Here is a 24,803-nt window from a genome sequence, read left to right on the forward strand (position 1 = left end):
AGTGCGGCCGAAGGCGTCGGCCTTCTCCGCGCCGCCGCCGGATATCGCCACGCCCTTGATGTTGCCGTTGAGGTGCTCGTAGAGCGCGGCGCCCACTCCGGCGATGACGAGGACCAGCACCGACGCGACGATGGCGAGGCGCTTGGGCCAGCTGCGGCGCTTGCGGCGGGACCGGTCGCGTCCGGGGGGACCGGAGCGGCCCGACCGGTGTCCGGACGGCTGGGGCTGCCTGGCGTGCGGGACCGCCGCCCGGCCGCTCTTCGCCGACGCACCCCGGCGGTGCGATACCTCGGTCATGCCACACCCTTACGCGATCGAGTCGAGCCCGGCGCCCCGGTCGGCGCCGACGGCACATGGCGACGCGACGGGGTCGCGTCTTCGTGTGCACCCCTGGTGGTAGACGACCGATCCAAGCCGAAGGTTGCACGGTTGCGCAAGGTATCGAGTATCTGTGGAGCGAGCGTGAGTCCGCTGTGAACAGCCCTGTCACGGCCCCTTCACAACGGGGCGTTTCCCACGCCGTACCCACGGCTGCCACTCGCGTGCGCGACCGGGGTCGCAGGCCCGCCGTGCCGGGAACGTGCCGCTCGTGCGGCGGATCGGGACCACGAAGTGTATGCGGGGAACGTGTGACGTCCGGCGAGACGAGCGCCACATCCCGAGGGGTGGTGCGGGTCCCCGCGACGTGCGACCACCGCGTCATCGGCCCGCCCGTGGCCGGAACGGTGTCGTGTGAGATGGGCAACATCCCATCTGGCCGCCGCCCGTTATCGCCGCCGATGTGCCGATTGGCGACGTTGCGGTGTGCGGGCGCGCGCTCTGCTCAGGCCAGCAGCCGCAGCGCACCCGGCAGCACCCGCGCGGTCACCGGCAAGGCGGCGTCGACCTCGCCGTCGGCACCGTACGGCAGCGCGCGGTCCGCCTCGATGCGCACCTCGCGCCCGCGCAGGACCTCCACCTGCGGGCGCCGCACGTGACGGCCGTCCTTGAGTTCGTTCATCACCGCGAAGAACAACGGGCGCGGCGCGTCGTGGATCACCACGACGTCCAGCAGCCCGTCGTCCACCGCGGCTCCGGGCGCGATCAGCCGGCCGAAGCCGTAGTAGCCGGAGTTGGCGGCCACCACGGTGTAGCCCTTGCGCCGGTACGTCGTGCCGTCGACCGTGACGCGGTAGTCCGCGGCGCGCCACATCGCCACCGCGCGCAGTCCGCCGAGGTAGTACGAGGCCGCCCCGCGCAGCAGCCGGGAGGCGTTGGCGTGTGCGTTGGCGACGGCGTCCACACCCGCGTAGACACTTCCGAGGACGGCGACGCGGTCGTGCGCCGCGGACTCCACCTCGATCGCGTCGACCTTCCTCGGCTCCCCGTGCAACAGCACCTGGGCCAGTGCCGCCGGATCGGTCGGCAGGCCGAGCGCCCGCGCGAAGTCGTTGCCACGTCCGGCCGGGACGATGCCGACCAGCGCGTCGGTCCCCGCCAGCGCCCCCGCCACGCAACCCGCCATACCGTCGCCGCCGACGCCCAGCACCACCCGGCCGCGTCCGGCGGCGTCGCGGGCCAGCTCGCGGGCGTGTTCCAGGCCCCGGCTGTACTCCACCTCGACCTCGGCGCCCGCCTCCCGCAGCAGCCGGGCGAGCGGGATGAGCGCCGCCGCGCCCTGGGACCCGCCCGCGGTGGGATTGACGACGGCGGTGAACTGTCGCATGGGGAAGCTCCGTTGGGGCTCGGCGGTGGACTTCACGGGTGTGGTGTGCTGGGGGCGGTCGGCGTCCGCCGGGGCGGGGGAGTGCGTCAGCGGTTGTAGAGCGGGGGCAGCAGGATGCCGGGGTTGAGGACGCCCGCCGGGTCCAGCCGGTCCTTGACCGCGTGCAGGATCTCCACCCCGAGCGGTCCGATCTCCCGCGCGTACCAGTCGCGGTGGTCGGTGCCGACGCCGTGGTGGTGGCTGATCGTGCCACCGGCCGCCAGGATCGCGTCGCACGCGGCGCGCTTCGCCGGTGCCCAGTGCGCCACCGGGTCCTCGCCCTGCGCGGAGACCACCGTGAAGTACAGCGACGCGCCGGCTCCGTAGACGTGGCTGACGTGGCACATCACCAGCGGTGGCGTGCCCGCGCCGGTGAGCGTGTCGGTGAGCGCCGTGCGCACCGCCTCGTACAGCTCCGGGACGCGCGACCAGACCGCCGCCGTCTCCAGCGTCTCGGCGAACGCCCCGGCGTCCAGCAGCGCGTCGCGCAGGTAGGGCGCCGAGAAGCGGCCGTTCGCCCACTTCGCGCCCGGCTCCTCGCCCAGGAACTCGCCGCCCGCCGCCCGCAGCACGGCCCGGGCGCCCTCCCTGCGCTGCGCGACCTGAGCCGCGGTGCCCTCGTACCCGGCGATCGCCAGGCAGCCCGCGTCCGACGACAGGCCGCCGCCGATGGCGTCCGGGTCGGCCAGGCCGATCAGCGTCTCGGCCTCGTCGGACAGCCGCAGCACGGTCGGCGACGGGCCGTCCTGCGCCAGCCGCCGCAGCGCCGCCTGCCCGTCGGCGAACGAGGCGAAGCGCCACCCCTCGTACACCTTCACCTCCGGCACCGGGCTCACTCGGACCGTGACCGAGGTGATGACGCCGAACGCGCCCTCGGAACCCAGCACCAGTTGCCGCAGGTCGGGCCCGGCCGCCGAGCGCGGCGCCCGCCCGATGTCCAACGTGCCCTGCGGAGTGGCGACCTGGAGGGAGACGACCATGTCGTCGAAGCGGCCGTAGCCCGCCGAGGCCTGGCCGCTGGAGCGGGCCGCGGCGAAGCCGCCGATCGTCGCCCACTCGAAGGACTGCGGGAAGTGGCCCAGGGTGAAGCCGTGTTCGGCGAGCAGTTCCTCGGCGCGGGGCCCGCGCAGGCCGGGCTGGAGCACGGCGGTGCGCGAGACCGGGTCCACGTCCAGCAGGCCGTCCAGCCGCCGCAGGTCGAGCGCGACGAAGCCGTCGTGGGCGCGCGGTGCCAAGCCGCCGACGACCGAGGTGCCGCCGCCGAACGGGACGACCGCGACGCGGAGTTCCGCGCAGGCCCGCAGGATCGCGAGCACCTCGTCGTGGGACGCGGGCAGCACCACGGCGTCCGGTGCGTCGGCCACCGAACCGGTGCGGATGCGCAGCAGGTCCGGGGTGGACTTGCCCCGGGTGTGCCGCACCCGGCTGACGTCGTCGGTGCGCACGTGGGTCTCGCCGACCGCGTCACGCAGCGCGTCGAGCGCCTTGGCGGACAGACGGCACGGCGCGGGCTCGACCGCCTCCAGGGGCTTGGGCGCCGCCTGCCGCGGCCGGACACCCAGCAGGTCGCGCAGCAGTCCCACCACCGAATCCGGCAGCGGAGTGGCCTTGGCGGGGTCGCCCCATCCGCTCCACAGCATGTCCTCAGCGCCCACCTGCACCACCCGCTCCGTCGCGCCGCCCGGCGACCGCGCGGCGTGGGCCGCCGCTTGCCGCCGTCATCTCGTTCGTTACACTGTTACACATGACGCCTATTCGTCACAACAGCCGGGACGACGCCGTGCTGGACGCGGCCCGCGACTGCGTACTCGCCGTGGGCGTGCGCCGCACCACCCTCACCGACGTGGCGCGCCGGGCCGGGGTCTCCCGGATGACGATCTACCGGCGCTGGCCCGACGTGCGGGCACTGGTCGGTGACGTCATGACGCGTGAGTGGGTGGCCGTCGCGCTCGGCGCGGCGCCCGAACCCGACAGTGCGGTGCCGGTGCGCGCCCAGCTCGTCGAGGGCCTGGTCGAGGGCCTGCGCGCGTTCCGCGAGCACCCGCTGCTGCGCAAGATCCTCGACGTCGATCCCGAACTGCTGCTGCCCTATCTGGTCGACCGGCGTGGCGCCAGCCAGAACGCGCTGCTGGAGGTCCTGATCGACGCGGTGCGACGGGGGCACGAGGACGGCTCGGTGCGCGCCGACCACCCGGTGCGGCAGGCCCGTTCCGTCCTGCTGGTGGTGCAGTCCTTCGCGCTGTCGCTGCGGACGATGACCGACGACGCCGACCCCGAACTCGCCGAAGCCGCCTTCCACGACGAACTGCGGCACATCCTGGAGAGGACCCTCGCCCCATGAGCGCCAACCTCGACGCCGACGCCCGCCTCCTGCCGCACTCCCTCACCGCGGGCCGCCGCGCCCGCGAACTGTCCCGGCTCGGCGACGGGGCCACGGTGGACGTGCTGGTCGTCGGGCTCGGCGTGACCGGCGCCGGGGTCGCCCTCGACGCCGCCGCGCGCGGCCTGAGCGTCGCCGCGATCGACGCCCACGACCTGGCGTTCGGCACCTCCCGCTTCAGCTCCAAGCTGGTCCACGGCGGCCTGCGCTACCTGGCCTCCGGACAACTGGACGTGGCACACGAGAGCGCGGTGGAACGCGGCGTGCTGATGGAACGCACCGCCCCCCACCTGGTGCGCGCCCAGCCGTTCGTGCTGCCGCTGACCCGGCTGACCGGGCACCGCGGCGCCGCGCTCGCCGCCGCGGGACTGCGCGCCGGCGACCTGCTGCGCCTCGCGGCCGGCACCCGGCGCGGCACGCTGCCCGGGCCGCGGCGGCTGTCGGCGGTCGAGACGCTGCGCGCCGCCCCGGTGCTGCGGCCGTACGGGCTGCGCGGCTCCCTGCTGTCCTGGGACGGCCAACTCGCCGACGACGCCCGCCTGGTGACCGCGATCGCCCGCACCGCGGCGGGGCTGGGGGCCGGCATCCTGACCCGGGTACGGGCGCTGTCCGTCGGCGGCTCCGGAGCGCGGGTGCGCGACGAGACGACCGGCCAGGAACTCACCGTCAAGGCGCGCGCCGTCGTCAACGCCACCGGCGTGTGGGCCGACCGGCTCGTCGGCGACATCCGGCTGCGGCCCTCCCGCGGCACCCACCTCGTGCTGCGCGCCGAGAGCCTCGCGGGCCTGACCACCGGACTGCACCTGCCCATCCCCGGCGAGACCAGCCGCTTCGTGCTCGTGCTGCCGCAGGGCGACGGCCGGGTCTACGTCGGCCTCACCGACGAGCCGGTCGACGGGCCGGTCCCGGACGTGCCCGAGGTGCCCGAGTCCGACATCGGCTTCCTGCTCGACATCCTGGGCACCGCCCTGGACGCCCCGGTCCACCGGCGCGACGTGGTCGGCGCGTTCGCCGGGCTGCGACCGCTGCTCGACACCTCGGGCGACGGCACCGCCCGCACCAGCGACATCTCCCGCAAGCACGCCGTCCTCACCTCGCCCGAAGGCGTCGTGACCGTCGTCGGCGGCAAGCTGACGACCTATCGGCGGATGGCCCAGGACGCGGTGGACGCCGCGGTGGCCGCACGCGGCCTGACCGCCGGGCCGTGCCGCACCACCCGGCTGCCGCTGGTCGGCGCGGCCTCCCCGGTGACGCTGGCCGGACTGCCCGCGCCGCGCCGCCTCGTCGCCCGCTACGGCACCGAGGCCCCGGCGATCCGGGCGCTGGGCGACGCCGACCCGTCGCTGCGCGAGCCGGTCGCCTCCGGCAGCGACGTCACCCGCGCCGAGCTGCTGTGGGCGGTACGGCACGAAGGCGCCCTCGACGAGGCCGACCTGCTCGACCGCCGCACCCGCGTCGGCCTGGTCCCCGCCGACCGCGCCGAGGCGCTGTCCGCCGCACGCGAGGCGCTGGCCGCCGGGGCGGAGTCGCGCGCCGGAGCGTGAAGGGGACGCGGGACGTGAAAGGGGAGCGGGACGCGGCGAGCGTTGCGGACGTACGGCACGTGCGGGAGGTGGCGGGCCCGGCGGACATGCGGGACGCGGCAGACGTGCGGGCGTCAATCCGTACGCCGTTCGGGCGGTCCGCCGTTCGGAGGGATCGCGTCGCGGCACACGCGCCGCGGCGACCGGTCGCCGCACGCCGTCGCGCGTGTCGCGTTCGCGGCATTACCGGCCCTTTCGGTTAGCTTGCGGAGGCGGTGCGGCCGCCGGGCCGGACGCACCGCGTCCGCCCACCGCCCCCGCTACCGAAGGCGCCGACGTGTCCGCATCCCGTTCCACCCGCCGGCTGTGCCACGCCGCAGCCGCAGTCGTCTCGGCCCTCGCGCTCACCGCGACCGGTCCCACCGCCGCCCAGGCCCGCCCCTCGGGCCCGGTCGCCAAGCGCCTGTGTTCGCAAGGTGGCCGCCCCGGCGTCATGGCCTGTACGGCGCTGGCCCGCACCGACGTCACCGTCAAGGCGATGCTGGGACCCGGGGTCAGCCCCGGCGGCTTCGGGCCGGCCGACCTGCGCGCCGCCTACGGGCTGCCCGCGGACGGCGGGTCCGGCCAGACCGTCGCCATCGTGGACGCCTACGACGACCCCAACGCGGAGAAGGACCTGACCGCCTACCGCAAGCAGTTCGGCCTGCCGGAGTGCACGACGGCGAGCGGCTGCCTGCGCAAGACCGACCAGACCGGCGGGACCACCTACCCCGAGGGCAACTCCGGCTGGGCCGGGGAGATCTCCCTCGACCTCGACATGGTCTCCGCCGTCGCGCCCAGCGCCCACATCCTGCTCGTCGAGGCCAAGTCCGCCGACCTCGACGACCTGGGCGCCGCCGAGAACGAGGCCGTCGCACTCGGCGCCAAGTACGTCTCCAACAGCTACGGCGGCGGCGAGACCTCCTCGGAGACCGCCGCGGACGCCAAGTACTTCCGGCACCCCGGCGTCGCCATCACCGCGGCCTCCGGTGACTCCGGCTACGGCACGCAGTACCCGGCGGCCTCCCCCGACGTGGTGGCGGTCGGCGGCACCAGCCTCAAGCGCGGGCCCGACACCCGGGGCTGGACGGAGGCCGCGTGGGGCGGCACCAAGGCCGGGCAGGGCGCCGGCGCGGGCTGCTCGGCGTACGAGCCCAAGCCGTCCTGGCAGCACGACAGCGGCTGCGCCCGGCGCACCATCGCGGACGTCTCCGCGGTCGCCGACCCGGCCACCGGCGTCGCCGTCTACGACACGTACCAGGCGGGCGGCTGGAACGTCTACGGCGGCACCAGCGTCTCCGCGCCGCTGATCGCCGCCGTCTACGCGCTCGCCGGCCCGCCGAGCGCCAACAGCTCGCCCGCGTCGTTCCCGTACGCGCACGCCTCGGCGCTCAACGACATCACCACCGGCTCCGACGGCACCTGCACGCCCGCCTACCTGTGCACGGCGGGACCGGGCTACGACGGCCCCACCGGCCTCGGCACGCCGAACGGCACCACGGCGTTCACCGGCTGACGGCCCGTCCGGCACTGGTGACCGGCGGCCGGTCGACCGAGCCGTCCTGCCACCGGTCACCAGTGCCGTGCCCGGGGGGACGCACTCGGCGCGGGACGCGGTGAACCGCCCAGCGGGGCCAGGGTCGCGCCGGTGGCCACGCCGTTGGCGTCCGTGGTGACGGTGACGGGGTCGGGGACACCCAGCAGCGCGCCGCAGCCGAGGTTGGTGAACGACTGGCCGGCGCGCAGGGCGAGGAACGCGAAGAGGTTGGCGGCCGTCCCGGCGTCCGCCGAAGGCGCGGCGGACAGCAGCGCGCGGTCGCGGAAGACCCGCTGGACGCCCGCGGGGTCGCCGAACATCCTGCGGCAGTAGGCGGCGCCGTCGCCGTGGTCGGTCGCGTCGAGCGGGGGCTGGCCCACCCCGGCCCGGTACAGGTTCGTCTTGGTCGTGCTCGGCCTCGTGCCCCTCAGCGTCATCGGGTCGTCGAGCGGGACCAGGGCGACCGGCGCCCGCTGCCCTGCCGCCGCCGACAACTCGTCCAGCGGCAGCGCGGCGCTGGGCTGCCCGTCGCTGGACTGGTCCGGCGCGGTGGGCGGGGTGCAGCCCAGCGCCGGGTCGACGAACTGGGCGAGCAGCAGGTTGTCGCTGCCGTTCGCCAGGTCCGTGGCGTGGGGGAGTGCGGCGTGCCCGGCGGCGTCGTTCTGCGCGATCCGGCCGTGGCCGTCGGCGAGGTAGTGGGTCACCACGTTGTCGCTCTGGTCCTGGTCCACCACCGAGAAGTCCCGTGTGGTCGGACACGGCATGCCGTCCTTCGCCGTCCCCAGCGCGGGCAGCTTCAACTGCTTCGCCGCGATACGGGCGCCTGCGGCCTTGAAGAACGCGGGTGCGTCGCAGTAGGCGAACTGGCCGAAGAGCGAACCGTTCAGGCCACCCACGCATTTGGCGCTCGTGAGCGCACGGGTGCCGGAGGCCGAACGCAGGGTCAGATCGGTGCCGTTGAACCCGAACCAGATGCCCACCGTGGAGCCGGCCGGCACCGTGGCGGGGGCGGGCGGCGCTCCCGGCCTGCGGCCCGCGTCGGTCACCAGCGGGTCGTAGAGCGTGAGGCCGCCGGACTTCGTCAGGACCGCCGCCTCGACGAACGCCGACTGCGCGGGGTTCGCCTCGTGACAGGGGCCCTGCGCCGGGTCGGTGGCGGTCAGCCGGTAGGGCGTCGCGAGCCCCTTGGCGGTGAGCGGGTCCGCCGGGACGACGAGGGTGCAGTCGGGGTTCGGCTGCGGCGGGGAGCTGCGGGTCGGCGCGAGCCGCGCGGGGGAGCCGTGGGCCGACGCCGCAGGGCCCGCCGCGTCCTGGGAGGCGAACACGGTCCCGGCGATCCCGCCCATGAGCAGCGGCAGTCCGGCCAGGGTCAGCGTGAGTTTCGACAGCCGCCGCCGCAGGACCCTGCGCCGTCGAAGGCGCTGTCGCGGGTGCCGCCGCAGGTGCCGTCGCGGCTGCCCGCGCCCGTCGTCGCGCTCGTGTGCCATGAGTGACCTCGTCCCGTAGTCAACGCGTGCACGTCAACCTCCTTACGGGTGCGGCGGGTGGGGCGTTCAGCGACTCTCGACGGCGGGCGGGGTGTGCGCCGGTCGCTGGTGGCGGTGCGAGGCGCGCCGGTCGCTCGGCGCCCTGAGAATCATTCGAACTGTGCGAGGGCTCAATGCCCTTGCGGGACAAGCGATACGACACCAATGGGTGAATTGTGCGATTAATGCGTTTGTCTTCGGTCTGTCTAGATTCCGTAACGTCTGCGGCGTTTCCCCCGTGGAGGCGGTGGCGCGGGTGCATCGTGATGCGTGCCCGGCCGGAAACGGCCCGGGAATCCGCATCACAGCAACTCGAAAGGCACGATGCTTTATGGCTGAAGGGTTCAAGCGAGTACTCGCTCTGGGCGCCGCCTCCGTCGCGCTCGCCGGCGGGGCCGTGCTCTCCTCGGTCGGTGTCGCCTCGGCCGCCCCGGTCCACCACCCCGCCCCGGTGTCCGCCCACCACGTGGGCCACTCGCGGTGCCACGAGGCCAGGGGCTACTGGACCCGCACCTGGCACCCCGCCTACCGCGACCGGCACGGCTACCGCCACGCCGGGTACTGGACCCGCACCTGGCACAAGCCGCGCCTGGTCTGCGTCCGCTAGTCGCGTGGCCGGGAACCCCCGCCGTCCCCACGGCGGGGGTTCCCCCGTGTCCAGGAACGCCTACGCTGGCGCCATGAGCGATCCGCGAGTGATCACCGTACGACCCGAGACCGGCTCCTACGCCTGGACCTTCGGCGGGGCCGCGCCGGTGGCCAGGATCGCGCCGGGAACCGTGCTCGACCTCTACACCGAGGACTGCTTCGCGGGCCGGGTGCGTTCGGACAAGGACCTCGTCTCCCAGGTCTGCGAGTTCCCGTTCCTCAACCCGCAGACCGGCCCGTTCCACGTCGAGGGCGCCGAGCCGGGCGACACCGTCGCGGTGCACTTCGTGTCGATCGAACCGGCCCGCGACTGGGCCGCCTCCACCACCGTCCCGCTGTTCGGCGCGCTCACCTCCACGCACGCCACCGCCACGCTCCAGCCGCCGCTGCCCGAAGTGGTGTGGATGTGGGAGCTGGACCGCGCCCGCCGCACCTGCGCGTTCACCACACGCCGCGAGGGATTGCGGCTCGAACTGCCGATGGAGCCCATGCACGGCACGGTCGGCGTGGCCCCGGCCAACCTGGAGGTGCGCTCCGCGCTGGTGCCCGACGCGCACGGCGGCAACATGGACACCCCGGAGATGCGCGCCGGGACCACCTGCTACCTGGGCGTCAACGTGGAGGGCGCGCTGCTGAGCCTCGGCGACGGCCACGCCCGCCAGGGCGAGGGCGAGACCTGCGGCGTCGCGGTGGAGTGCGCGATGAACACCGTCGTCGTGGTCGAACTCCTCAAGGGCGTCGCCACCCCCTGGCCGCGGCTGGAGTCCGACACCCACATCATCTCCACCGGCTCGGCCCGCCCGCTGGAGGACGCCTTCCGCATCGCCCAACTCGACCTGGTCCAGTGGCTGGTGCGCGACTACGGGCTGGAGGAGCTGGACGCCTACCAGTTCCTCACCCAAGCCGTGGAATCCCCGCTGGCGAACGTCTGCGACACCAACTACACGGCGGTCGCCAAGATCCGCAAGGAGTGGCTGCCGCCGGGCATCCCGCACCGCGACCTGCACCGCCGACTGCGCGCCACCGCGGCCGAGTTGGCGGGCGTCGTGGGCTGACCGACCGGTCGCCCCGGCTGCCTACCGGCTCGGCTTCGGTTCCGGCACCAGCCGCAGCAGCGTCCCCAGCACCCGGTCCACCCGGTCCCGCGGCGGATCGTCCGTCAGCCCCACCAGCAGCCGCGCCATCCCGTCGAGCACCGCGGGCGACCCCATCACCCAGCCGTTGAGCAGGGGTTGGAAGCCGGCGCGGGAGAACACGTGCTTCGTCAGCACGTTGCCCAGCCGGTAGTGGCGGCCCCAGCGCCTGGACATCTCCACCGGGTAGCGGCCCAGGGCCCGTTCGTGTGCCGGGCCGTCCGGCACCGTGAGCGCCATCGCGACGGCCTCGGCGGCCACCTCGCCCGCCTCCAGCGCCTGCGCGATGCCCTCGCCGTTCCACGGGCTCACCATGCCGCCGCTGTCGCCGACCAGCAACAGGCCCCGCCCGTACTGCGGATGCCGGTTGAACCCCAACGGCAGCGCGGCGCTCAGGACCTGGCCCTCCGCCGCGTCGCCCTCACCGGGGCGCAGGCCCCAGTGCGCGGGGGTGCGGGCCAGCCAGTGGTCCATCGTGGCACGCAGGTCGACGGTGCCGTTGCGGCGGTTGGGCAACGCGCCGAGGCCGACGTTGACCCGGCCGTCACCCATCGGGAAGATCCAGCCGTAGCCCGGCAGGTAGCGGTCGGTGCCCGGCAGCCGCAGGTCGGCCCAGAGCTCCAGGTACTCCTCCTGGGAGCGCTGCGGGCTGCGGTAGTAGCGGCGCGCGGCCGTCGCGATCGGCTGCCGCTCGTCGCGCCGCAGGCCCAGGCCCAGCGCCAGGCGCGCGGAGGCGCCGTCGGCCGCGACCACCACCCGCGCGCGGTACTCCGATTCCGTACGCTCCGGGCCCACTTGGGCCCGTACGCCGATCACCCGGCCCGCGCGGTCGGTCAGCGCGCCGGTGACCTTCGTCCCGGTACGCAGCCTGGCCCCGGCCCCGACCGCGTGCCGGGCCAGCAGGTCGTCGAAGTCGTGGCGGGTGCGGGTCAGCCCGAAGTCCGGGTAGCGGCCGAGCCGCGGCCACTCGATGAGCGCGGACCGCCCGCCGGCCACCCAGCGCATCCCGCGCGAGCGCGTCCACCCCGGCCCGTCCACGTCGACGCCCATACGGATCAACTGGTGGACGGCGCGCGGCGTCAGACCGTCACCGCAGACCTTCTCGCGCGGGAACTCCGCCTTCTCCAGCAGCAGGACGTCCACCCCCGCCCGGGCCAAGTGGTACGCGGTGGCCGACCCGGCGGGGCCCGCGCCCACCACGATCACCGCCGCGTCGTCGCGGTCCTTCGGCTGGGGCGTCGTCGGTGGCATCGCGGCCCTTTCGGCGTGGTCGGGCAGGTCGTCCGCGAGGGTCGCGGTGAGCGCAGCATGCCACGCCCGGGCCGGTTCAGTCCTTGACCACCTGGTAGATCCCGTAGATCACACCGGGCACGTGACCGAGCAGCTGGAGCAGGAACGCCCACAGCACCTTCAGGCTCGGCCCCTCCTTGATCAGCACCGCCAGCCACGGCAGCACCAGACACAGCAGCACCAGCAGCACCTTGAACATGATCACTCCCAACGGCCGGAACCACCGCGACGGCCGGAACCCGCCGCGTCGTTTCCCCGGTACCCCGCCCGGCCCGTCTCAGACCCGGCGCACGACACCGAAGATCAGGCCCGGGGCGCGAGGAGGCAGACACCGGCGCACGAAGCCGAGGCTCAGACCCGGCGCACGACACCGAAGAGTCCCTCGCCGTCCGCCGACGGGCACACCAGGGTCTCGGCCGCCCCGCCCGCGTCCTCGGCCCACTCGGCGAAGCCCTGGTGGGTGCTGATGTCGTCGACCAGCATGACCCCGCCCGGCGCGAGCACCCGGGCGACGCGGTCCATCTCGAAGCGGGTGTTGCGCGCGGTGTGCAGGCTGTCGTGGACGAAGAGGTCCACCCGGCCCAGCCGCCGGGTCAGCCCCGGCAGCCTGCGGCGGCTCGACCCCGGCACGTACGACCAGCGGTCCCGCAGGCGTCCCGGCACCGCCGCGCCGGTCTGCGCGTGCAGCGCCGGCTCGAACGGGTGGGGCAGGTCGACGCTCCACAGATGACCGTTGCCGTTGACGGCCAGTGCTGTCAGCGCGAATCGCGTCACGACACCGCGCGCCACGCCGGTCTCCACCACGACATCCGGCGTGGTGTGCCGCACCGCGCACCACACCGCGCGCGCCAACGAGCGGTCCGCGTCGCTGTAGTGCCCGTAGGTGTGCCGCCCGAAGGCCAGCCCGCGCGCACGCATTCCAGCCACCACCGCGTCCCACTCCCGGTCGGCGCCGACCCGCTCCGGGCAGGGCCACGGCGCGCCCAGCAGGCGGTGCAGGTCCCGCTCCCACGCGGGGTCCACGGTGTGGTCCACCGGGTGCTCCCAGTGTCTGGCCGCTTCCTCCGGCAGGTACGACAGGGCCTCCACCGGATCCGCGGCGAGCGCGCGGGCGAAGCGCGTGACCCGGTGTCCGCCGCCGTGTGCCGCGGTACGGGGCATGCCTCCAGGGTAGGACCGCGTCCCGCGCCGGGCTATCCGGCGTGTTCGACGCCGCGCTTGCGGGACGCCTCGATCTCGTCGTACGCGCCGTCCCGGCCCTCCCAGTGCGAGCCCTCGACCGACTTGCCGGGTTCCAGGTCCTTGTAGACCTCGAAGAAGTGGGTGATCTCCAGCCGGTCGAACTCGGAGATGTCACCGATGTCCTGCACGGATCCGTACCGCGGGTCGTGGGCCGGGACGCACAGCACCTTGTCGTCCGGCCCGTTCTCGTCGGTCATGCAGAACATGCCGATGGCCCGGCACAGGATCACGCAGCCGGGGAAGGTGGGCTCGCCGACCAGCACCAGGGCGTCCAGCGGATCGCCATCCCGGCCCAGGGTGCCGTCGACGAAGCCGTAGTCCGACGGGTACTTGGTGGCCGTGAACAGCAGCCGGTCCAGCCGGATGCGGCCCGTCTCGTGGTCCATCTCGTACTTGTTACGGGAGCCTTGGGGAATCTCGACCACCACGTCGAACTCCTCCGGTGCAGCCATCGCCGGCCTCCTCGTCGTCTGACGCCGCTCGATCTCGCTCGATGCCGTCGTTCGGCCCCGCATGGGTGATCCCACCGCCGCAGGCGAATCGCACGATATCAGCGGGACAGCGAGTTTCCTCCCCATCGTCGCGCCGATGTCTGGATACGGACGCGGCACCGCCCGAAGGGATGAGGCGCGCGGGCCCGGCGCTGACCGGAACCGGCGCCCGGCCCGCCCGCGCGGCGCGCTGCGTTACGTTGGAGCGGCCGCAGCCCGCCGTACCGCAGGAGCAGCCCGTGCCCCAACTCACCCACGCCGACGTCGAGTCCGCCGCCGGACGCGTCGCCGGACGCGTGCGCCCCGTCGCCGTCGCACGGCTCGACCCCGACGAGACCCGTTCCTACGGGGTCGAGGCCCCGGCCGTCGTGTGGTTCGCGCTGGAGTACATGCAGCACACCGGCTCCTTCAAGGCGCGCGGCGCGCAGAACTTCCTGCTGGCCCACCGCGCGGCCGGCACCCTCCCGCGAGCGGGCGTGACCATCGCCTCCGGCGGCAACGCGGGCCTGGCCTGTGCCTGGGCGGCCCGGGAACAGGGCGTGCGGGCCACCGTCTTCCTCCCCGAGACCGCGCCCGCCGTCAAGGTCGCCCGGCTGCGCTCGTACGGCGCCGAAGTGCGGCTGGTCGGGCAGGGGTACGCGGACGCGCTGGTGGCGTGCGGGAAGTTCGCGGCCGACAGCGGCGCCCTGGCCAGCCATGCCTACGATCACCCACTGATCGCGGCGGGTGCGGGGACGTTGCTGACGGAGCTGCGGGAGCGGATTCCCGCGCTGGACACGGTGGTTGTGGCGGTCGGCGGTGGCGGGCTGCTCGCCGGGGTCGCGACCGCCGCCGGCCACCACGGGATCCGCACCGTCGCCGTCGAACCCGACAACTGCCGTGCGCTGGACGCCGCGTTGCGCGCCGGTGAGCCGGTCGACGTGGAGATCGACTCCGTCGCGGCGGACTCCCTGGGCGCCCGGCGGGCCGGGCCGATGGCGCTGGCGGTGGCACGGCGGGACGACGTGCGTACGGTGCTCGTCCCCGACGCCGGGATCGTCCGTGCCCGGCAGGCACTGTGGGACCAGCGCCGGATCGCCGTCGAACACGCCGCCGCCACCGCCCTCGCCGCCCTGCGCGGTGCCTACGCCCCGGCGGCGGGCGAGACGGTGGCCGTCGTGCTGTGCGGCGCCAACACCGACCCGGGCGACCTGACCGGCCGGGACCGGGGCTGAAACCGGTGTTCACTCCCGAGGGCCCCACCGTCCGCGAGCTGGCCGTGCAGGCGCTCTCCTCGGTCGAACGGGGCTACGACCTGCTGGCGCCGAAGTTCGACCGCACGCCGTTCCGCACGCCCGCGCCGGTGCTGGACGCGGTGCGGGACGCGTTGTGCGCGATGGGCCCGGTCGAGGACGGCCTCGACCTGTGCTGCGGCACCGGCGCGGGCGCGCGGGTGCTGGGCGCGGTGTGCCGGGGGAGTGTCACCGGCGTGGACCTCAGCGACGGCATGCTCACGGTAGCCCGGAGCACGTACGGGCAGGCCGCCTCGGCATCCTCGGACGAAGGCCTGCCCGCGCCCCGGCCGCGCTGGGTGCGCGCGGACGCCCGGGCCCTGCCCTTCGGTCCCGCCTTCGACCTGGTCGTGAGCTTCGGCGCCTTCGGCCACTTCCTGCCCCGGGAGTGGCCGGGGCTCTTCGCCGAGGCGCGCCGGGTGCTGCGGCCCGGCGGGCGCTTCGTCTTCCCGCTTCCGGCGCCCGCGCCGCCCGGCTCGCCCCTGTACTGGTCCCTGCTGGCCTTCGACGCGGCGATGCGGGTGCGCAACCTCGTGTGGCGGCCGCCCTTCGTCATGTACTACCGGCCCTTCCGGCTCGGCCCGGTGCGCGAGGAGCTGACCAGGGCGGGGTTCACGGTGCGCCTGGTCGCGCTGCCCGCGCTGGGGCGGCGGCCCGACGGCAGCCCGCGGTGCCGCATGGTGGTGGCGGAAGCCTGAGCCCGCCGTATGCCACCACCGCGTCGGGGCTTCGCAGCCGCGTCAAATCCCCGTCAAGGCGGACCGTTGTGACCTGGCGGCCGCGAGCTGGGGGTATGCTGTGAGAAGTTTGTACAGGCACCTCGTTCGGTGAGGCGTCTTCACGGACACAGGCCACTGACCCGACGACGTCGAGAGACGCCCAGGTTCAGGACAGGTCTCCCCGGCCTAAGGGGTGACCCCAAGTGGCTTCCCCCGAAGGGGGATTACGCCGTGGAGTGCCAAAGCTCTGACGAGTTGGGGTGAGCCGGTCGCATCGGACCGGTCTGCTCCCTTGCCGCGTCGCACGGCGCGCTGTCGCGCCCTGACCGGAAGGAGGCGAGAGACGCATGGATTCCAGTAGTAGTCCGGGCCACAGTAGGCCCACATCCCGCATGTCCTCGCATTCTTCCGGCACGCGGTAACACCTTCCCCTGCGCGGCCGAGACCCGCGTTCCCGCCATCCGCACGGCCCGATCGCCGTGACGGATCGCAGCCCTGCGCCCACGCGCCGGGCCGACGACGCCTGCGCTCGCGCCGGGAGGGGATTCCGCATGCCCCCAACACCTCCCCCCGTGGGGGGACTTGGGAGGTATCTCATGACCGACACCACCTTCGACACCACGACCGCCGCGCGGCGCACCGCCGTCCTGGACGACGCCCACATCGGCGACATCCGCGGCGCCCTCGGCACCGTCAGGCTCGACGACACCGCACCGCGCACCGGGCTGTCCGCGCGGCTGAAGACACTGCTCGCCATCGTCGGCCCCGGCCTGATCGTGATGGTCGGCGACAACGACGCCGGCGCGTTCGCCACGTACGGGCAGGCCGGGCAGAACTACGGCACCCATCTGCTGTGGACCCTGCTCCTGCTGGTCCCGGTGCTCTACGCCAACCAGGAGATGGTGCTGCGGCTCGGCGCGGTCACCGGGGTGGGGCACGCGCGGCTGATCCTGGAGCGGTTCGGCCGGTTCTGGGGCGCGTTCAGCGTCATCGACCTGTTCCTGCTCAACGCCTTCACCCTGGTGACCGAGTTCATCGGCATCACCATGGCCGCCGGATACCTGGGACTGCCGAAGACGGCCGCGGTGGTGCTGGCGGCGGGCGTCATCATCGCCTCCGCGTTCACCGGCTCGTTCCAGCGGTTCGAGCGGATCGCCATCACCCTGTGCGCGGCCTCGCTGCTGCTCGTTCCCATCTACTTCATGGCGCACCCGGCGACCGGCCGGATGCTCCACGACTTCGTGGTGCCCGGAATGCCGGGCGGCAGCGGGCAGTTGTCGACCGTGATGCTGCTGATCATCGGCATCGTCGGCACCACCGTCGCGCCCTGGCAGCTGTTCTTCCAGCAGTCCTACGTCATCGACAAGCGCATCACGCCGCGTTTCATGGCGTACGAGAAGGCCGACCTGTGGATCGGCATCGTGGTCGTCGTCATCGGCGCGGGCGCCATGATGGGATTCACCGCCGCGGCCTTCGCCGGCAGCCACGCGGCCGGGCACTTCACCGACACCGCCGGTGTCGCGCACGGCCTCGCCGCCCACGCGGGCAAGGTGGCGGGCGTGCTGTTCGCCATCGCACTGCTGGACGCCTCGATCATCGGCGCGTTCGCCGTGTCCCTGTCGACCGCGTACGCCATCGGGGACGTCCTCGGCCTCAAGCACTCGCTGCACCGGGGGATCTCCGGCGCCAAGGGCTTCTACGCGGTCTACGCGGGCCTGGTCGCCGCCGCCGCGGCCATCGTGCTGATCCCCGGATCGCCGCTCGGCCTGCTGACCGAGGGCGTGCAGACACTCGCCGGGGTCCTGCTGCCGTCGGCGTCGGTCTTCCTGCTGCTGCTGTGCAACGACCGCGCGGTCCTCGGCCCTTGGGTCAACGGCCCGAGGACCAACGCGTTGATCTCGGCGGTCGTCGGGGTGCTGATCACGCTGTCGATCGTGCTGACCGCGTCCGTGCTCTTCCCGTCCATCTCCGCCGGGGCGATCCTCGACATCATGGCGGCCTGCGGGGTCGCCGGGGTGATCGCCATCGGCTACGCGGAGGTGCGCCGCCGCCGCAAGGGCTGGGCGCGCGCCGGGCGGGAGATCGACCGCACCGGGCGGCTGGACTGGCGGATGCCACCGCTGGAGACGCTGTCCAAGCCCGTGCTGTCCACCGGCTACAAGGTCGGCATGACCGCGCTGCGCACGTACCTGCTGATCGCCATGGTGCTGGTGGTCGTCAAGATCGTGCAGGCAGCCCTGGCCCACTGAGCGGGCCCGTACCCACCGCAATCCGGACGAGGAGGAGGTGCACCATGCACACTCTGACCACCTTCGACTTCCTGACCCGGCTCGCCACCGGCGTGGCCTGCGGCGCGCTGATCGGAGTCGAGCGCCAGTGGCGGGCCCGGATGGCGGGCCTGCGGACCAACGCCCTGGTCGCGGCGGGGGCGACGCTGTTCGTGCTGTACAGCGTCGCCGTCGGCGATCCGTCCAGCCCGACCCGGGTCGCCTCCTACGTGGTGTCCGGCATCGGCTTCCTGGGCGGAGGCGTCATCCTGCGCGACGGCGGCGGGGTGCGCGGGCTCAACACGGCCGCCACGCTGTGGTGTTCGGCTGCCGTGGGCGTGCTGGCCGCCTCGGGCAGGACGGGCCTGGCGGTGCTGGGCACGCTGGCGGTCCTCGGCATCCACCTCGTGCTGCGCCCCGCGGGGCGGATGCTGGACCGCACCCCGGCGTCCTGCCCGGAGCAGGAGGAGGAACCGGCCGACCGAGTGCCGGTGTGACGACCCATCAGGTCAAGTGCTGGAGTGACGCACCGTCAGGTAGCGTGCTTATGTGATGGCTTGTCAAGTGTACTGACCCAGGAACCCCTCGACCGTGCCGCTGAACCGAGCCGGGTCGTCCAGCCACGGGTAGTGACCCGCCCCCGGCTGGACGACCATCTCGGCCCGGCGGAACCGTCCGGCGATCTCCTCCGCCACCCCCGGGCGCGGCGCGCTGTCCAGCTCACCGGCGAGCACCAGCACCGGCACGTCCGGCACCGCCGCCGGCGGCTCGAACGCGCCGGGTGCGACGTAGTGCGCCGTCGCCTCGTCGTTGGTCTGCTCGACCTCGCCCGCCGCGTGCGCCCGCGCGGCGTCGTCCCAGCGTCCGTAGAAGAACGGCGTGGCCGCGTCGAAGTCGGCGTCGGTCGCGGTGCCCGCCCAGACCGCGTCGTACGCCGCCCGGGCGCCCGCGGCCCAGGGTTCACCGGCCCGCAGGTCGGCGGCCTGAGCACGGTGGGCGGTGGTGAACTCGATACCCAGCACCCGGGCCCTGGCGGTGATCAGGCACAGCGCGCGCACCCGATCCGGGTGGCGGGCCGTGTACTGCAACGCGAGGTCGCCCGCGGCCGAGTGCGCCAGCAGGTCCATGCGCTCCAGCCCGAGGTGACGCCGCAACGCCTCGACGTCGTCCACGAGCCGATCGCACCGGTACGTCGCCGGATCGGCCGGAACCCCCGAGCCCCCGGTCCCCCGAGCGTCCAGCATGACCAGCCGCCTGCGCGCGTCCCACCCCCCGAGGTCCCCGAGGTAGGCGGAGGCCCGCATGGGCCCACCGGGCAGACACAGCAACGTCTCACCGGAGCCGCGCACATGGAAGGCGAGCGGTGTCCCGTCATCGGCACAGAAGATCGGCATGGGCCCCATCCTGGGGAGCCGTCCCGTGGCGTGGCAAGCGGGATACGCCACTGCCCGCCCACGCGTCACCCCGCAGGCAGCTCGAGTCTCAAGAATTTCAGCCCGTTGATGAAGTTGGACGTCAGGCGTCGCGGGGGTTCGGCCAGGCGGGGTGGCGTGGGGAGGGCCGTGCGGAACTCGTCGTAGAGCGTGGCGAGTTGGAGGCGGGCGAAGTGGGCGCCCAGGCAGACGTGGGGGCCGTCGCCGAAGGAGACATGGGGATTGGGGGAGCGGGTCAGGTCGAGGCGGTACGGGTGGGGGAAGACGCGTTCGTCGTGGTTGGCGGAGGCGTGGAGGACGACCACCTTCTCGCCCGCCCGGACCCGCGTTCCGGCGAGCGTGGTGTCGTGCGCGGCGGTACGCCGGAAGGTCAGCACCGGAGGATGGCGCCGCAGCAGGAAGAAGAACATCTCCAGCTCGGGGACGGTCAGTTCGGCGTCGGTGGCCAGCGCCGTCAGCACGTCGTCGCCCGGGTGGCGGCGCTTGTGGGCGGCCAGCTCGCGCGCGTAGCCGAACATGTCGGCCAGCGCGGACGGCGAGCGGGGGTCGACCGGCGAGCCGTCCGCCGTGGACGTGTCCGACGCCTCGTCGGGGTCCTGGTAGCCGATGACCCGCCGCGTCCAGTGCAGCAGCAGACCCCGGTCGCCCGGCGGCACCCCCAGCAGATCGGTGAGGTTCAGCAACGCGTACTCGTCGGTGACCCGCGCCACCACATCACACGTGCCGTCTCCCGCCCGCGCTTCCGCCAGCGCCCCCGCCACCAGGGACCGGGCCCGCCCGCGCACCGCCTCCCGGAAGCGCGCCACACGCCCGGGCGTGAAGGCCCGGCTGACCAGCCTGCGCAGCCGCAGGTGGTGCGGCGGGTCCTGGTTGAGCATCATCCGCCGGACGAACGGCAGATCGGCCGGATCCGGGTCGCGGATCTGTGTCGCGCCCAGGCACGAGGAGTACGTGGCCGAGTCCTTCAGCACGCGCACCACGTCGGCGTGCCGGGTGACCGCCCAGAAGCCGGGGCCCGCGGGCCAGCCCAGCACCTCCGGCTCGTCCTGCCAGGCCACCGGGCAGTGGTCGCGCAACACCCGGTACCGCCCGTACGGCACGCCGCGCGCGTACCGCCGGGGGTCGAAGACGTCCGGCCCCGCACCTCGGTGCCGAACCTCAGCCGGCACTGCCGTTCCCCTCCGGCCCGTCGACCGCACAGGCCGTATCAGCCGCGTCGGCGGCGTCGGCGCGGGCGTCGGCGCGCAGGAAGTCCTCGACGACACGGATGAGTTCGAGCGGTGTCTCGTCCATCGCGTAGTGACCCGCCGAGACGAGCTCGACGAGTTCGCCGCGCTTGAACCAGCGCATCCAGGTCGCGCGCTGGACCTCGGCGGTCAGTGCCGGGTCCAGCGCGCCCACCACGGCCAGCGCGGGCACGGTGGATCCGTCGACGCCCCCGTGGAAGTCCTCGCCCGCCCAGGAGGTGAACCAGGCGTGGAAGGCCTCAGCGTCACTGCGCTCCAACGACCCGCGCACCATGCGGTCGAGCCAGGCGGCGGGACGGCGGCTGCCGGTGGTGAAGTCGATGATGGCGCGACGGTTGTCCGGCGAGCGGGCCGCGCCGTCGAACAACTCGTGCTGCTCCGGCGGCAGCGGCAGGCCGGACGCCGGGACCGGTGAGACCCCGACGAGCCTGCGCACCCGCTCCGGCGCGAGCGCCACCACCCGCTGCGCGACGCTGCCGCCCATCGAGTGACCGATCACGGAGAACCGTCGCCATCCCAGGCTGTCGGCGAGCGCGATCACGTCCTCGGCGCCCTCGGGTCGTGGTGAACGCGCCGGAGACGTCGCGCGCTTCGCCGTAGCCGCGCAGGTCCACCACCGCGTACTGGAACGCCTCGCGGTCGAGGTCGGCCAGCAGCGGATCGTACGCGGAGCGGTCGGCGAACCAGCCGTGGATCGCGATCACCTTGTGCGGACCGGCACCGTGCAGTCCGTGGGGCAGGGCCAGTGGGCTCACTCCGACTCCCGTCGCCGTACGCGCCGGGCGGCCCGGCACCGCCCGTGCTGCCGTGTCGGCTCCACGGTGGCGGCCCGCCGCCCGGGCGCGCAAGAGCCCGTTCGTGTGCGACACGGTGACCCTCCGGCCGATCGGGCGGCGCCGTCCGTCGCGGCCGGCCCGTCAGGAACCGCAGCTGCCCTTGCCCGGGCCGCCGAGGTGGAACGAGGTGCGGGTGACCGACCCCGCGTCGTAGTAGTCGGGGCTGGTGGTCTGCACCGTGAGGTCCGGCCGGTCCGCGCTGCCGTACAGCCGGAATCCGGCGATCCAGGAGGACCGCCACGAGGTGCCGGGACGGCCGTTGCCCATCTGGGTGCACGACGGCACGTCCGAGGCGTCGGCCGCGACCTCGCCGAACGCGGTGATCTTCTGGGCGCTGGTGTACGTGCCGTTCCACAGCGAGCCGGGGAAGTAGCCGACCGCGTGGCCGTCGTAGAAGATCCACCAGTCGCCGCCCAGCTCGCGGATGGCGAAGCTCCCCGCGTGACCGGCCGGCAGCGGCATGCCGGGGGTGACGGTGTGCGAGACCTGGACGAAGCCGCAGCCGTTGTAGCAGGACTCCTGGCCGTCGACCCAGTGGTAGACGAACAGATGCGGCCTGCCGTCGCCGTTGTTCACCTGGCGGTCCACGGTCCAGCCGACCTCCACGGTGGAGGTCGCGCCGGTGTTTTGCAGGGCCAGCTCCTGGAGCGAGTGTTCGTCCTGCTGGGCGGGGTTGACCACCGGGTCGGCGATCTCCATGCGGACGCTCGCGCCGGTCGCGTCTGTGATCTGGCGGCCGTAGACGTAGTCGTAGCAAGCGCCGTACCAACATGTCGGGTTGTCGGTCCCCGTGGCGGCTGCTCCGGTGGCCGGGGGAGCGGAGGGCAGGGGCCGGGGCGCGGCCTGGGCGGACTGGCCGGTGAGCAGGGTGAGCGCGGCAGCGGCGGCGGTCAGTCCCACCGTGAGGCGGGTGCGTATGCGCATGAGGGGTCTCCGTCGGTCGGGTGGAGGGAGAGGGAGGGCGGCGGGTCGGACGCCGTGCGGGCGAAGGCCGGTCGCGCCGGAACAGTCCATGTAAGTGCTCAAGTAACTTCACTTACATGGGGAGTTAAGCTAGACCGGAAGGCGGCGGCTGGCAAGGTTTCCGCCGGGACTCCGGCGCGGGGCCCGGCAGGGAGGGAAGAGGTGGCCATGTCCACGGGAAGCGGGGACTCCGGCGAGGACGGGCGCTCCGAGGGGCAAACCGGTGTGCAAACCGGTCGGCAAACCGGCGTGCGACCCGGCGCGCGGTCCGACGCACGGCCCGACGCGCGCTCCAGCGCCAAGGAGATCGGCTCCCGCATCCAACGCCTGCGCACTGAAAAGAAATTGACGCAACGTCAGCTCGCCGGCACACGGTACACCGCCGCGTACGTCTCCACCGTGGAGGCGGGCAAGGCCCGCGCCTCGCAGACCGCCCTGCGTTATCTCGCCGAGCGGCTCGGGACGACCTACGAACAGCTCGCCGAAGGCGTCCCCGCCGGTCTGCGTGCCGAGCTGCGCGAACGGCTCGCCGAGGCGGACCGCCTGGCCGACGAAGGCTCGGGCGAACACGCGGAACAGACCCTCGTCGCCCTCCTCGAACGCGCCGCCGACCACGAACTCCCCGACCTCCAGGCCGACATGAACGTTGCCCTGGGACACTGCATGCTGCGCCGAGGCGCGCTCGCCGAGGCGCGCGAGTGCTTCGACCGCGCCCTGGGCCTGCTGGCCGACCAGCCGCTGCCCACCCGGGTCCGGGCCATCCGCGGCCAGGCGATCGCCCACCAGCTCGGCGGCGACATCCGCTACTCCTGCTACCTGCTGGAGCAGACCATCGACGAGCTGAACGGCGGCGGACTGCCCGACCCGGCCGCGCTGCTCCTGCTCTACGCCACGATCATCACGCCGTACCTCGACATGGGCGCCCTGGAACGCGCCGCCAAGGCCGCCGACCTCGCCCTCGATCTCGCGCCCCGCGTCGCCGACCCGGTCGTGGTCGCCGGACTGCACCGCTCGGTGGCCCGCACCCTGGCGGGCGGCGGACGCTTCGACGAGGCCGAGGCGTACCTCGTCAAGGCGCAGGAGGTCTACGAGCAGTGGCAGATCCGCGCCGAACTGGCCCAGTGCCACTGGATGCGCGGCTACCTGCACACCCAGCACGACCGCCTGGCCGACGCCGAGGACGAACTGACGTGCGCGCTGGGGATGTTGCGGTCCACCGGCGCCGCCTTCTACGCCACCCAGGTCGAGGTCGAACTCGCCGACGTGCGCTTCCGGCGTGGCCACGGCGCCGACGCCGAGCAACTCCTCACCACACTGCTCGCCGGACTCGGCCCCGGCCACGGCACCGTGCACGCCGCGGCCGCGCACCGGCTGCTCGGCCTGATCCACGAGCAACGTGGCGAACCGGCCGACGCCGAACGGCACTACCGGGCCGCGCTGCCGCTCCAGGAGGAGGCCGACGCCGCCGGGGACCTCGCCGACACCGCGCGGCTCCTCGGTGACCTGCTGGAGCGGCAGGGTCGCCTCAAAGACGCCATCGCCGCCTACCGGCGCGGTCTGACGGGACTGGCCCGGCCCGGCACCACCACCCTCGGCCCCGCCCCCGCCCCGCCGCCTGTCACCCCCCGGCCGACGCGGTGACCACGACCGGGTCCGCCCGCCGCGGCCAGTCCCGTGGCACGCGTTCCAGCACCCCGCCCGCGAAGACGTCGTACAACGGCAGCGATTCCAGGTGCACGTAACCGATGTGGCAGTCACACACGCCGAGCGGGCACGGCCGCGGGCGCAGCGCCACGCGGTACGAGCCGTCGTAGAGGTTGCCGAGGGGTTCCGGCACGAAGTGGCAGCGTCGCACCGTGCCCTGCCCGTCGACCGAGATCACCGACTCGCCGGTGCGGCACGCCCGCCCGGCACTGGCGTGCGGATGCCTGCTGTAGCCGAACAGCGGGTCCAGCGCGGTCCATCGGGCGGCCTCGGCGTCGGTGTACGTCCGCCCCTCCTGCGCGTTGACCCACAGGTAGACGTGGTCCGGCAGGGCCGCACGCATCCGGCGAGCGGCCTCCAGATGCGCGGGGTCGCCCACCACGCCGACGCTGTAGCGCACCCCCGCCGCGTCCAGTTCACGGCACTTGCCCAGGAAGCGGTCGTGCCCGACCTGCCCGGGGTGGTACGTGGTCCACAGCGCGAGCGTGTCGCGGTCGGCGTCCGCCGTCCAGCGCACCCGGTGACTGAGGTTGGTCTGCACGGCGACCCGGGCGACGTGCGGCAGGCGGCTCAACTCGGCCAGCGTGTCGCGGTACCAGGACCGCACCAGGCCCTCGCCCCACGGGGTGAACAGCAACGACAGCCGGTCGCCCCGCTGTTCGGCCGCCCACCGCGCGAATCGCTCCAACGCCTCCCGGTCCGCGACCAGTTCGGCCCGGGTGTCGCGGCGCTTGGCGAACGGGCAGTACGGGCAGTCGTAGTCGCACGAGGCCAGCGGGCCCCGGTACAGCACGGTCAGGTCCACGGCGT

The 24,803-nt window shown here is 73.8% G+C and carries 20 protein-coding genes, 3 pseudogenes and 1 riboswitch; of the genes and pseudogenes, 10 read left to right on the forward strand and 13 right to left on the reverse strand.

Features of this window, described 5'->3' with window-relative positions; genetic code table 11:
* From K7472_RS09525 to K7472_RS09535, 3 genes and pseudogenes are all read right to left on the reverse strand, one after another.
* Nucleotides 1-297 (reverse strand): annotated as a pseudogene (locus tag K7472_RS09525) (LCP family protein); the annotation flags it as partial.
* A 526-nt stretch (nt 298-823) separates the two neighbouring features.
* Nucleotides 824-1,705 carry a diacylglycerol/lipid kinase family protein gene (locus K7472_RS09530; protein WP_222976168.1) on the reverse strand — a complete coding sequence of 294 codons (882 nt, stop codon included), beginning with the start codon at nt 1,703-1,705 and terminating at the stop codon, nt 824-826.
* A gap of 86 nt (nt 1,706-1,791) precedes the next feature.
* Nucleotides 1,792-3,384, reverse strand: a complete 1,593-nt coding sequence (locus K7472_RS09535; protein WP_222976795.1) for an FAD-binding oxidoreductase — start codon at nt 3,382-3,384, stop codon at nt 1,792-1,794.
* A gap of 104 nt (nt 3,385-3,488) precedes the next feature.
* On the opposite strand from K7472_RS09535, the gene K7472_RS09540 reads away from it, so the two are divergent.
* The 3 genes from K7472_RS09540 (at nt 3,489) to K7472_RS09550 (ending at nt 7,202) form a co-directional block, all read left to right on the forward strand.
* Nucleotides 3,489-4,085 carry a TetR/AcrR family transcriptional regulator gene (locus K7472_RS09540; RefSeq protein ID WP_222976170.1) on the forward strand — a complete coding sequence of 199 codons (597 nt, stop codon included), beginning with the start codon at nt 3,489-3,491 and terminating at the stop codon, nt 4,083-4,085.
* The gene (locus K7472_RS09545) at nt 4,082-5,668 is read left to right on the forward strand and encodes a glycerol-3-phosphate dehydrogenase/oxidase (RefSeq protein ID WP_222976172.1); all 1,587 of its coding nucleotides are present in this window, start codon (nt 4,082-4,084) and stop codon (nt 5,666-5,668) included. The genes K7472_RS09540 and K7472_RS09545 overlap by 4 nt, the downstream gene beginning before the upstream one ends.
* Nucleotides 5,669-5,984: 316 nt before the next feature.
* The gene (locus K7472_RS09550) at nt 5,985-7,202 is read left to right on the forward strand and encodes a S53 family peptidase (RefSeq protein ID WP_222976174.1); all 1,218 of its coding nucleotides are present in this window, start codon (nt 5,985-5,987) and stop codon (nt 7,200-7,202) included.
* Between the two features lie 56 nt (nt 7,203-7,258).
* Here the strand turns inward: K7472_RS09550 and K7472_RS09555 are convergent, their stop codons facing one another.
* Nucleotides 7,259-8,710, reverse strand: a complete 1,452-nt coding sequence (locus tag K7472_RS09555) for a hypothetical protein (protein WP_222976175.1) — start codon at nt 8,708-8,710, stop codon at nt 7,259-7,261.
* Between the two features lie 370 nt (nt 8,711-9,080).
* Here K7472_RS09555 and K7472_RS09560 point away from each other — a divergent pair, with 370 nt between their 5' ends.
* Both K7472_RS09560 and K7472_RS09565 read left to right on the forward strand, forming a co-directional pair.
* Nucleotides 9,081-9,356, forward strand: coding sequence for a hypothetical protein (locus tag K7472_RS09560; protein WP_222976178.1), 276 nt, complete (start codon nt 9,081-9,083; stop codon nt 9,354-9,356).
* Between the two features lie 73 nt (nt 9,357-9,429).
* Nucleotides 9,430-10,452: an acetamidase/formamidase family protein gene (locus tag K7472_RS09565; RefSeq protein WP_222976179.1), complete on the forward strand. Its 1,023-nt coding sequence runs from the start codon at nt 9,430-9,432 to the stop codon at nt 10,450-10,452.
* 21 nt (nt 10,453-10,473) lie between these two features.
* Here K7472_RS09565 and K7472_RS09570 read toward each other — a convergent pair whose 3' ends face one another.
* The 4 genes from K7472_RS09570 to K7472_RS09585 all read right to left on the reverse strand — a co-directional run bounded on the left by K7472_RS09570 (nt 10,474) and on the right by K7472_RS09585 (nt 13,514).
* Nucleotides 10,474-11,781, reverse strand: a complete 1,308-nt coding sequence (locus tag K7472_RS09570) for a geranylgeranyl reductase family protein (protein WP_222976181.1) — start codon at nt 11,779-11,781, stop codon at nt 10,474-10,476.
* Between the two features lie 76 nt (nt 11,782-11,857).
* Nucleotides 11,858-12,019 (reverse strand): YqaE/Pmp3 family membrane protein, encoded by a 162-nt coding sequence (locus K7472_RS09575; RefSeq protein WP_222976183.1) that lies wholly within the window; start codon nt 12,017-12,019, stop codon nt 11,858-11,860.
* 152 nt (nt 12,020-12,171) lie between these two features.
* Nucleotides 12,172-12,981, reverse strand: coding sequence for a class I SAM-dependent methyltransferase (locus K7472_RS09580; RefSeq protein ID WP_222976185.1), 810 nt, complete (start codon nt 12,979-12,981; stop codon nt 12,172-12,174).
* Nucleotides 12,982-13,013: 32 nt separating this feature from the next.
* Entirely contained in the window at nt 13,014-13,514 is a 501-nt protein-coding gene (locus K7472_RS09585; protein ID WP_222976186.1) for an inorganic diphosphatase, read from the reverse strand.
* Nucleotides 13,515-13,792: 278 nt separating this feature from the next.
* On the opposite strand from K7472_RS09585, the gene K7472_RS09590 reads away from it, so the two are divergent.
* From K7472_RS09590 to K7472_RS09605, 4 genes and pseudogenes are all read left to right on the forward strand, one after another.
* Complete coding sequence (locus K7472_RS09590) at nt 13,793-14,767, forward strand: serine/threonine dehydratase (RefSeq protein WP_222976188.1); 975 nt, start codon at nt 13,793-13,795, stop codon at nt 14,765-14,767.
* Nucleotides 14,768-14,772: 5 nt separating this feature from the next.
* Complete coding sequence (locus K7472_RS09595; RefSeq protein ID WP_222976190.1) at nt 14,773-15,522, forward strand: class I SAM-dependent methyltransferase; 750 nt, start codon at nt 14,773-14,775, stop codon at nt 15,520-15,522.
* A 114-nt stretch (nt 15,523-15,636) separates the two neighbouring features.
* A riboswitch (M-box (ykoK) riboswitch) is annotated at nt 15,637-15,810 on the forward strand.
* A 329-nt stretch (nt 15,811-16,139) separates the two neighbouring features.
* Nucleotides 16,140-17,792 (forward strand): NRAMP family divalent metal transporter, encoded by a 1,653-nt coding sequence (locus K7472_RS09600; RefSeq protein WP_222976192.1) that lies wholly within the window; start codon nt 16,140-16,142, stop codon nt 17,790-17,792.
* A 44-nt stretch (nt 17,793-17,836) separates the two neighbouring features.
* Nucleotides 17,837-18,262: pseudogene (locus K7472_RS09605) on the forward strand (MgtC/SapB family protein); the annotation flags it as partial.
* A 108-nt stretch (nt 18,263-18,370) separates the two neighbouring features.
* On the opposite strand, the gene K7472_RS09610 reads toward K7472_RS09605, so the two are convergent.
* The 4 genes and pseudogenes from K7472_RS09610 to K7472_RS09625 all read right to left on the reverse strand — a co-directional run bounded on the left by K7472_RS09610 (nt 18,371) and on the right by K7472_RS09625 (nt 22,250).
* Nucleotides 18,371-19,204: an alpha/beta fold hydrolase gene (locus tag K7472_RS09610; protein ID WP_222976194.1), complete on the reverse strand. Its 834-nt coding sequence runs from the start codon at nt 19,202-19,204 to the stop codon at nt 18,371-18,373.
* A 65-nt stretch (nt 19,205-19,269) separates the two neighbouring features.
* A complete protein-coding gene (locus K7472_RS09615; RefSeq protein WP_222976196.1) occupies nt 19,270-20,412 on the reverse strand; it encodes a cytochrome P450 in 1,143 nt (380 codons plus the stop codon).
* A pseudogene (locus K7472_RS09620) lies at nt 20,402-21,245 on the reverse strand (alpha/beta fold hydrolase). The gene K7472_RS09615 and the pseudogene K7472_RS09620 overlap by 11 nt, the downstream one beginning before the upstream one ends.
* A 162-nt stretch (nt 21,246-21,407) precedes the next feature.
* A complete protein-coding gene (locus tag K7472_RS09625) occupies nt 21,408-22,250 on the reverse strand; it encodes a neprosin family prolyl endopeptidase (RefSeq protein ID WP_222976198.1) in 843 nt (280 codons plus the stop codon).
* A 288-nt stretch (nt 22,251-22,538) separates the two neighbouring features.
* On the opposite strand from K7472_RS09625, the gene K7472_RS09630 reads away from it, so the two are divergent.
* Nucleotides 22,539-23,930, forward strand: coding sequence for a tetratricopeptide repeat protein (locus K7472_RS09630; RefSeq protein ID WP_372457948.1), 1,392 nt, complete (start codon nt 22,539-22,541; stop codon nt 23,928-23,930).
* Here the strand turns inward: K7472_RS09630 and K7472_RS09635 are convergent.
* A complete protein-coding gene (locus K7472_RS09635; RefSeq protein ID WP_222976201.1) occupies nt 23,908-24,798 on the reverse strand; it encodes an STM4011 family radical SAM protein in 891 nt (296 codons plus the stop codon). The genes K7472_RS09630 and K7472_RS09635 overlap by 23 nt on opposite strands.
* Between the last annotated feature and the right edge of the window lie 5 nt (nt 24,799-24,803).

Origin of the sequence: Streptantibioticus parmotrematis, from assembly GCF_019890615.1 — a bacterium.
Taxonomy (GTDB): Bacteria; Actinomycetota; Actinomycetes; order Streptomycetales; family Streptomycetaceae; genus Streptantibioticus_D; species Streptantibioticus_D parmotrematis.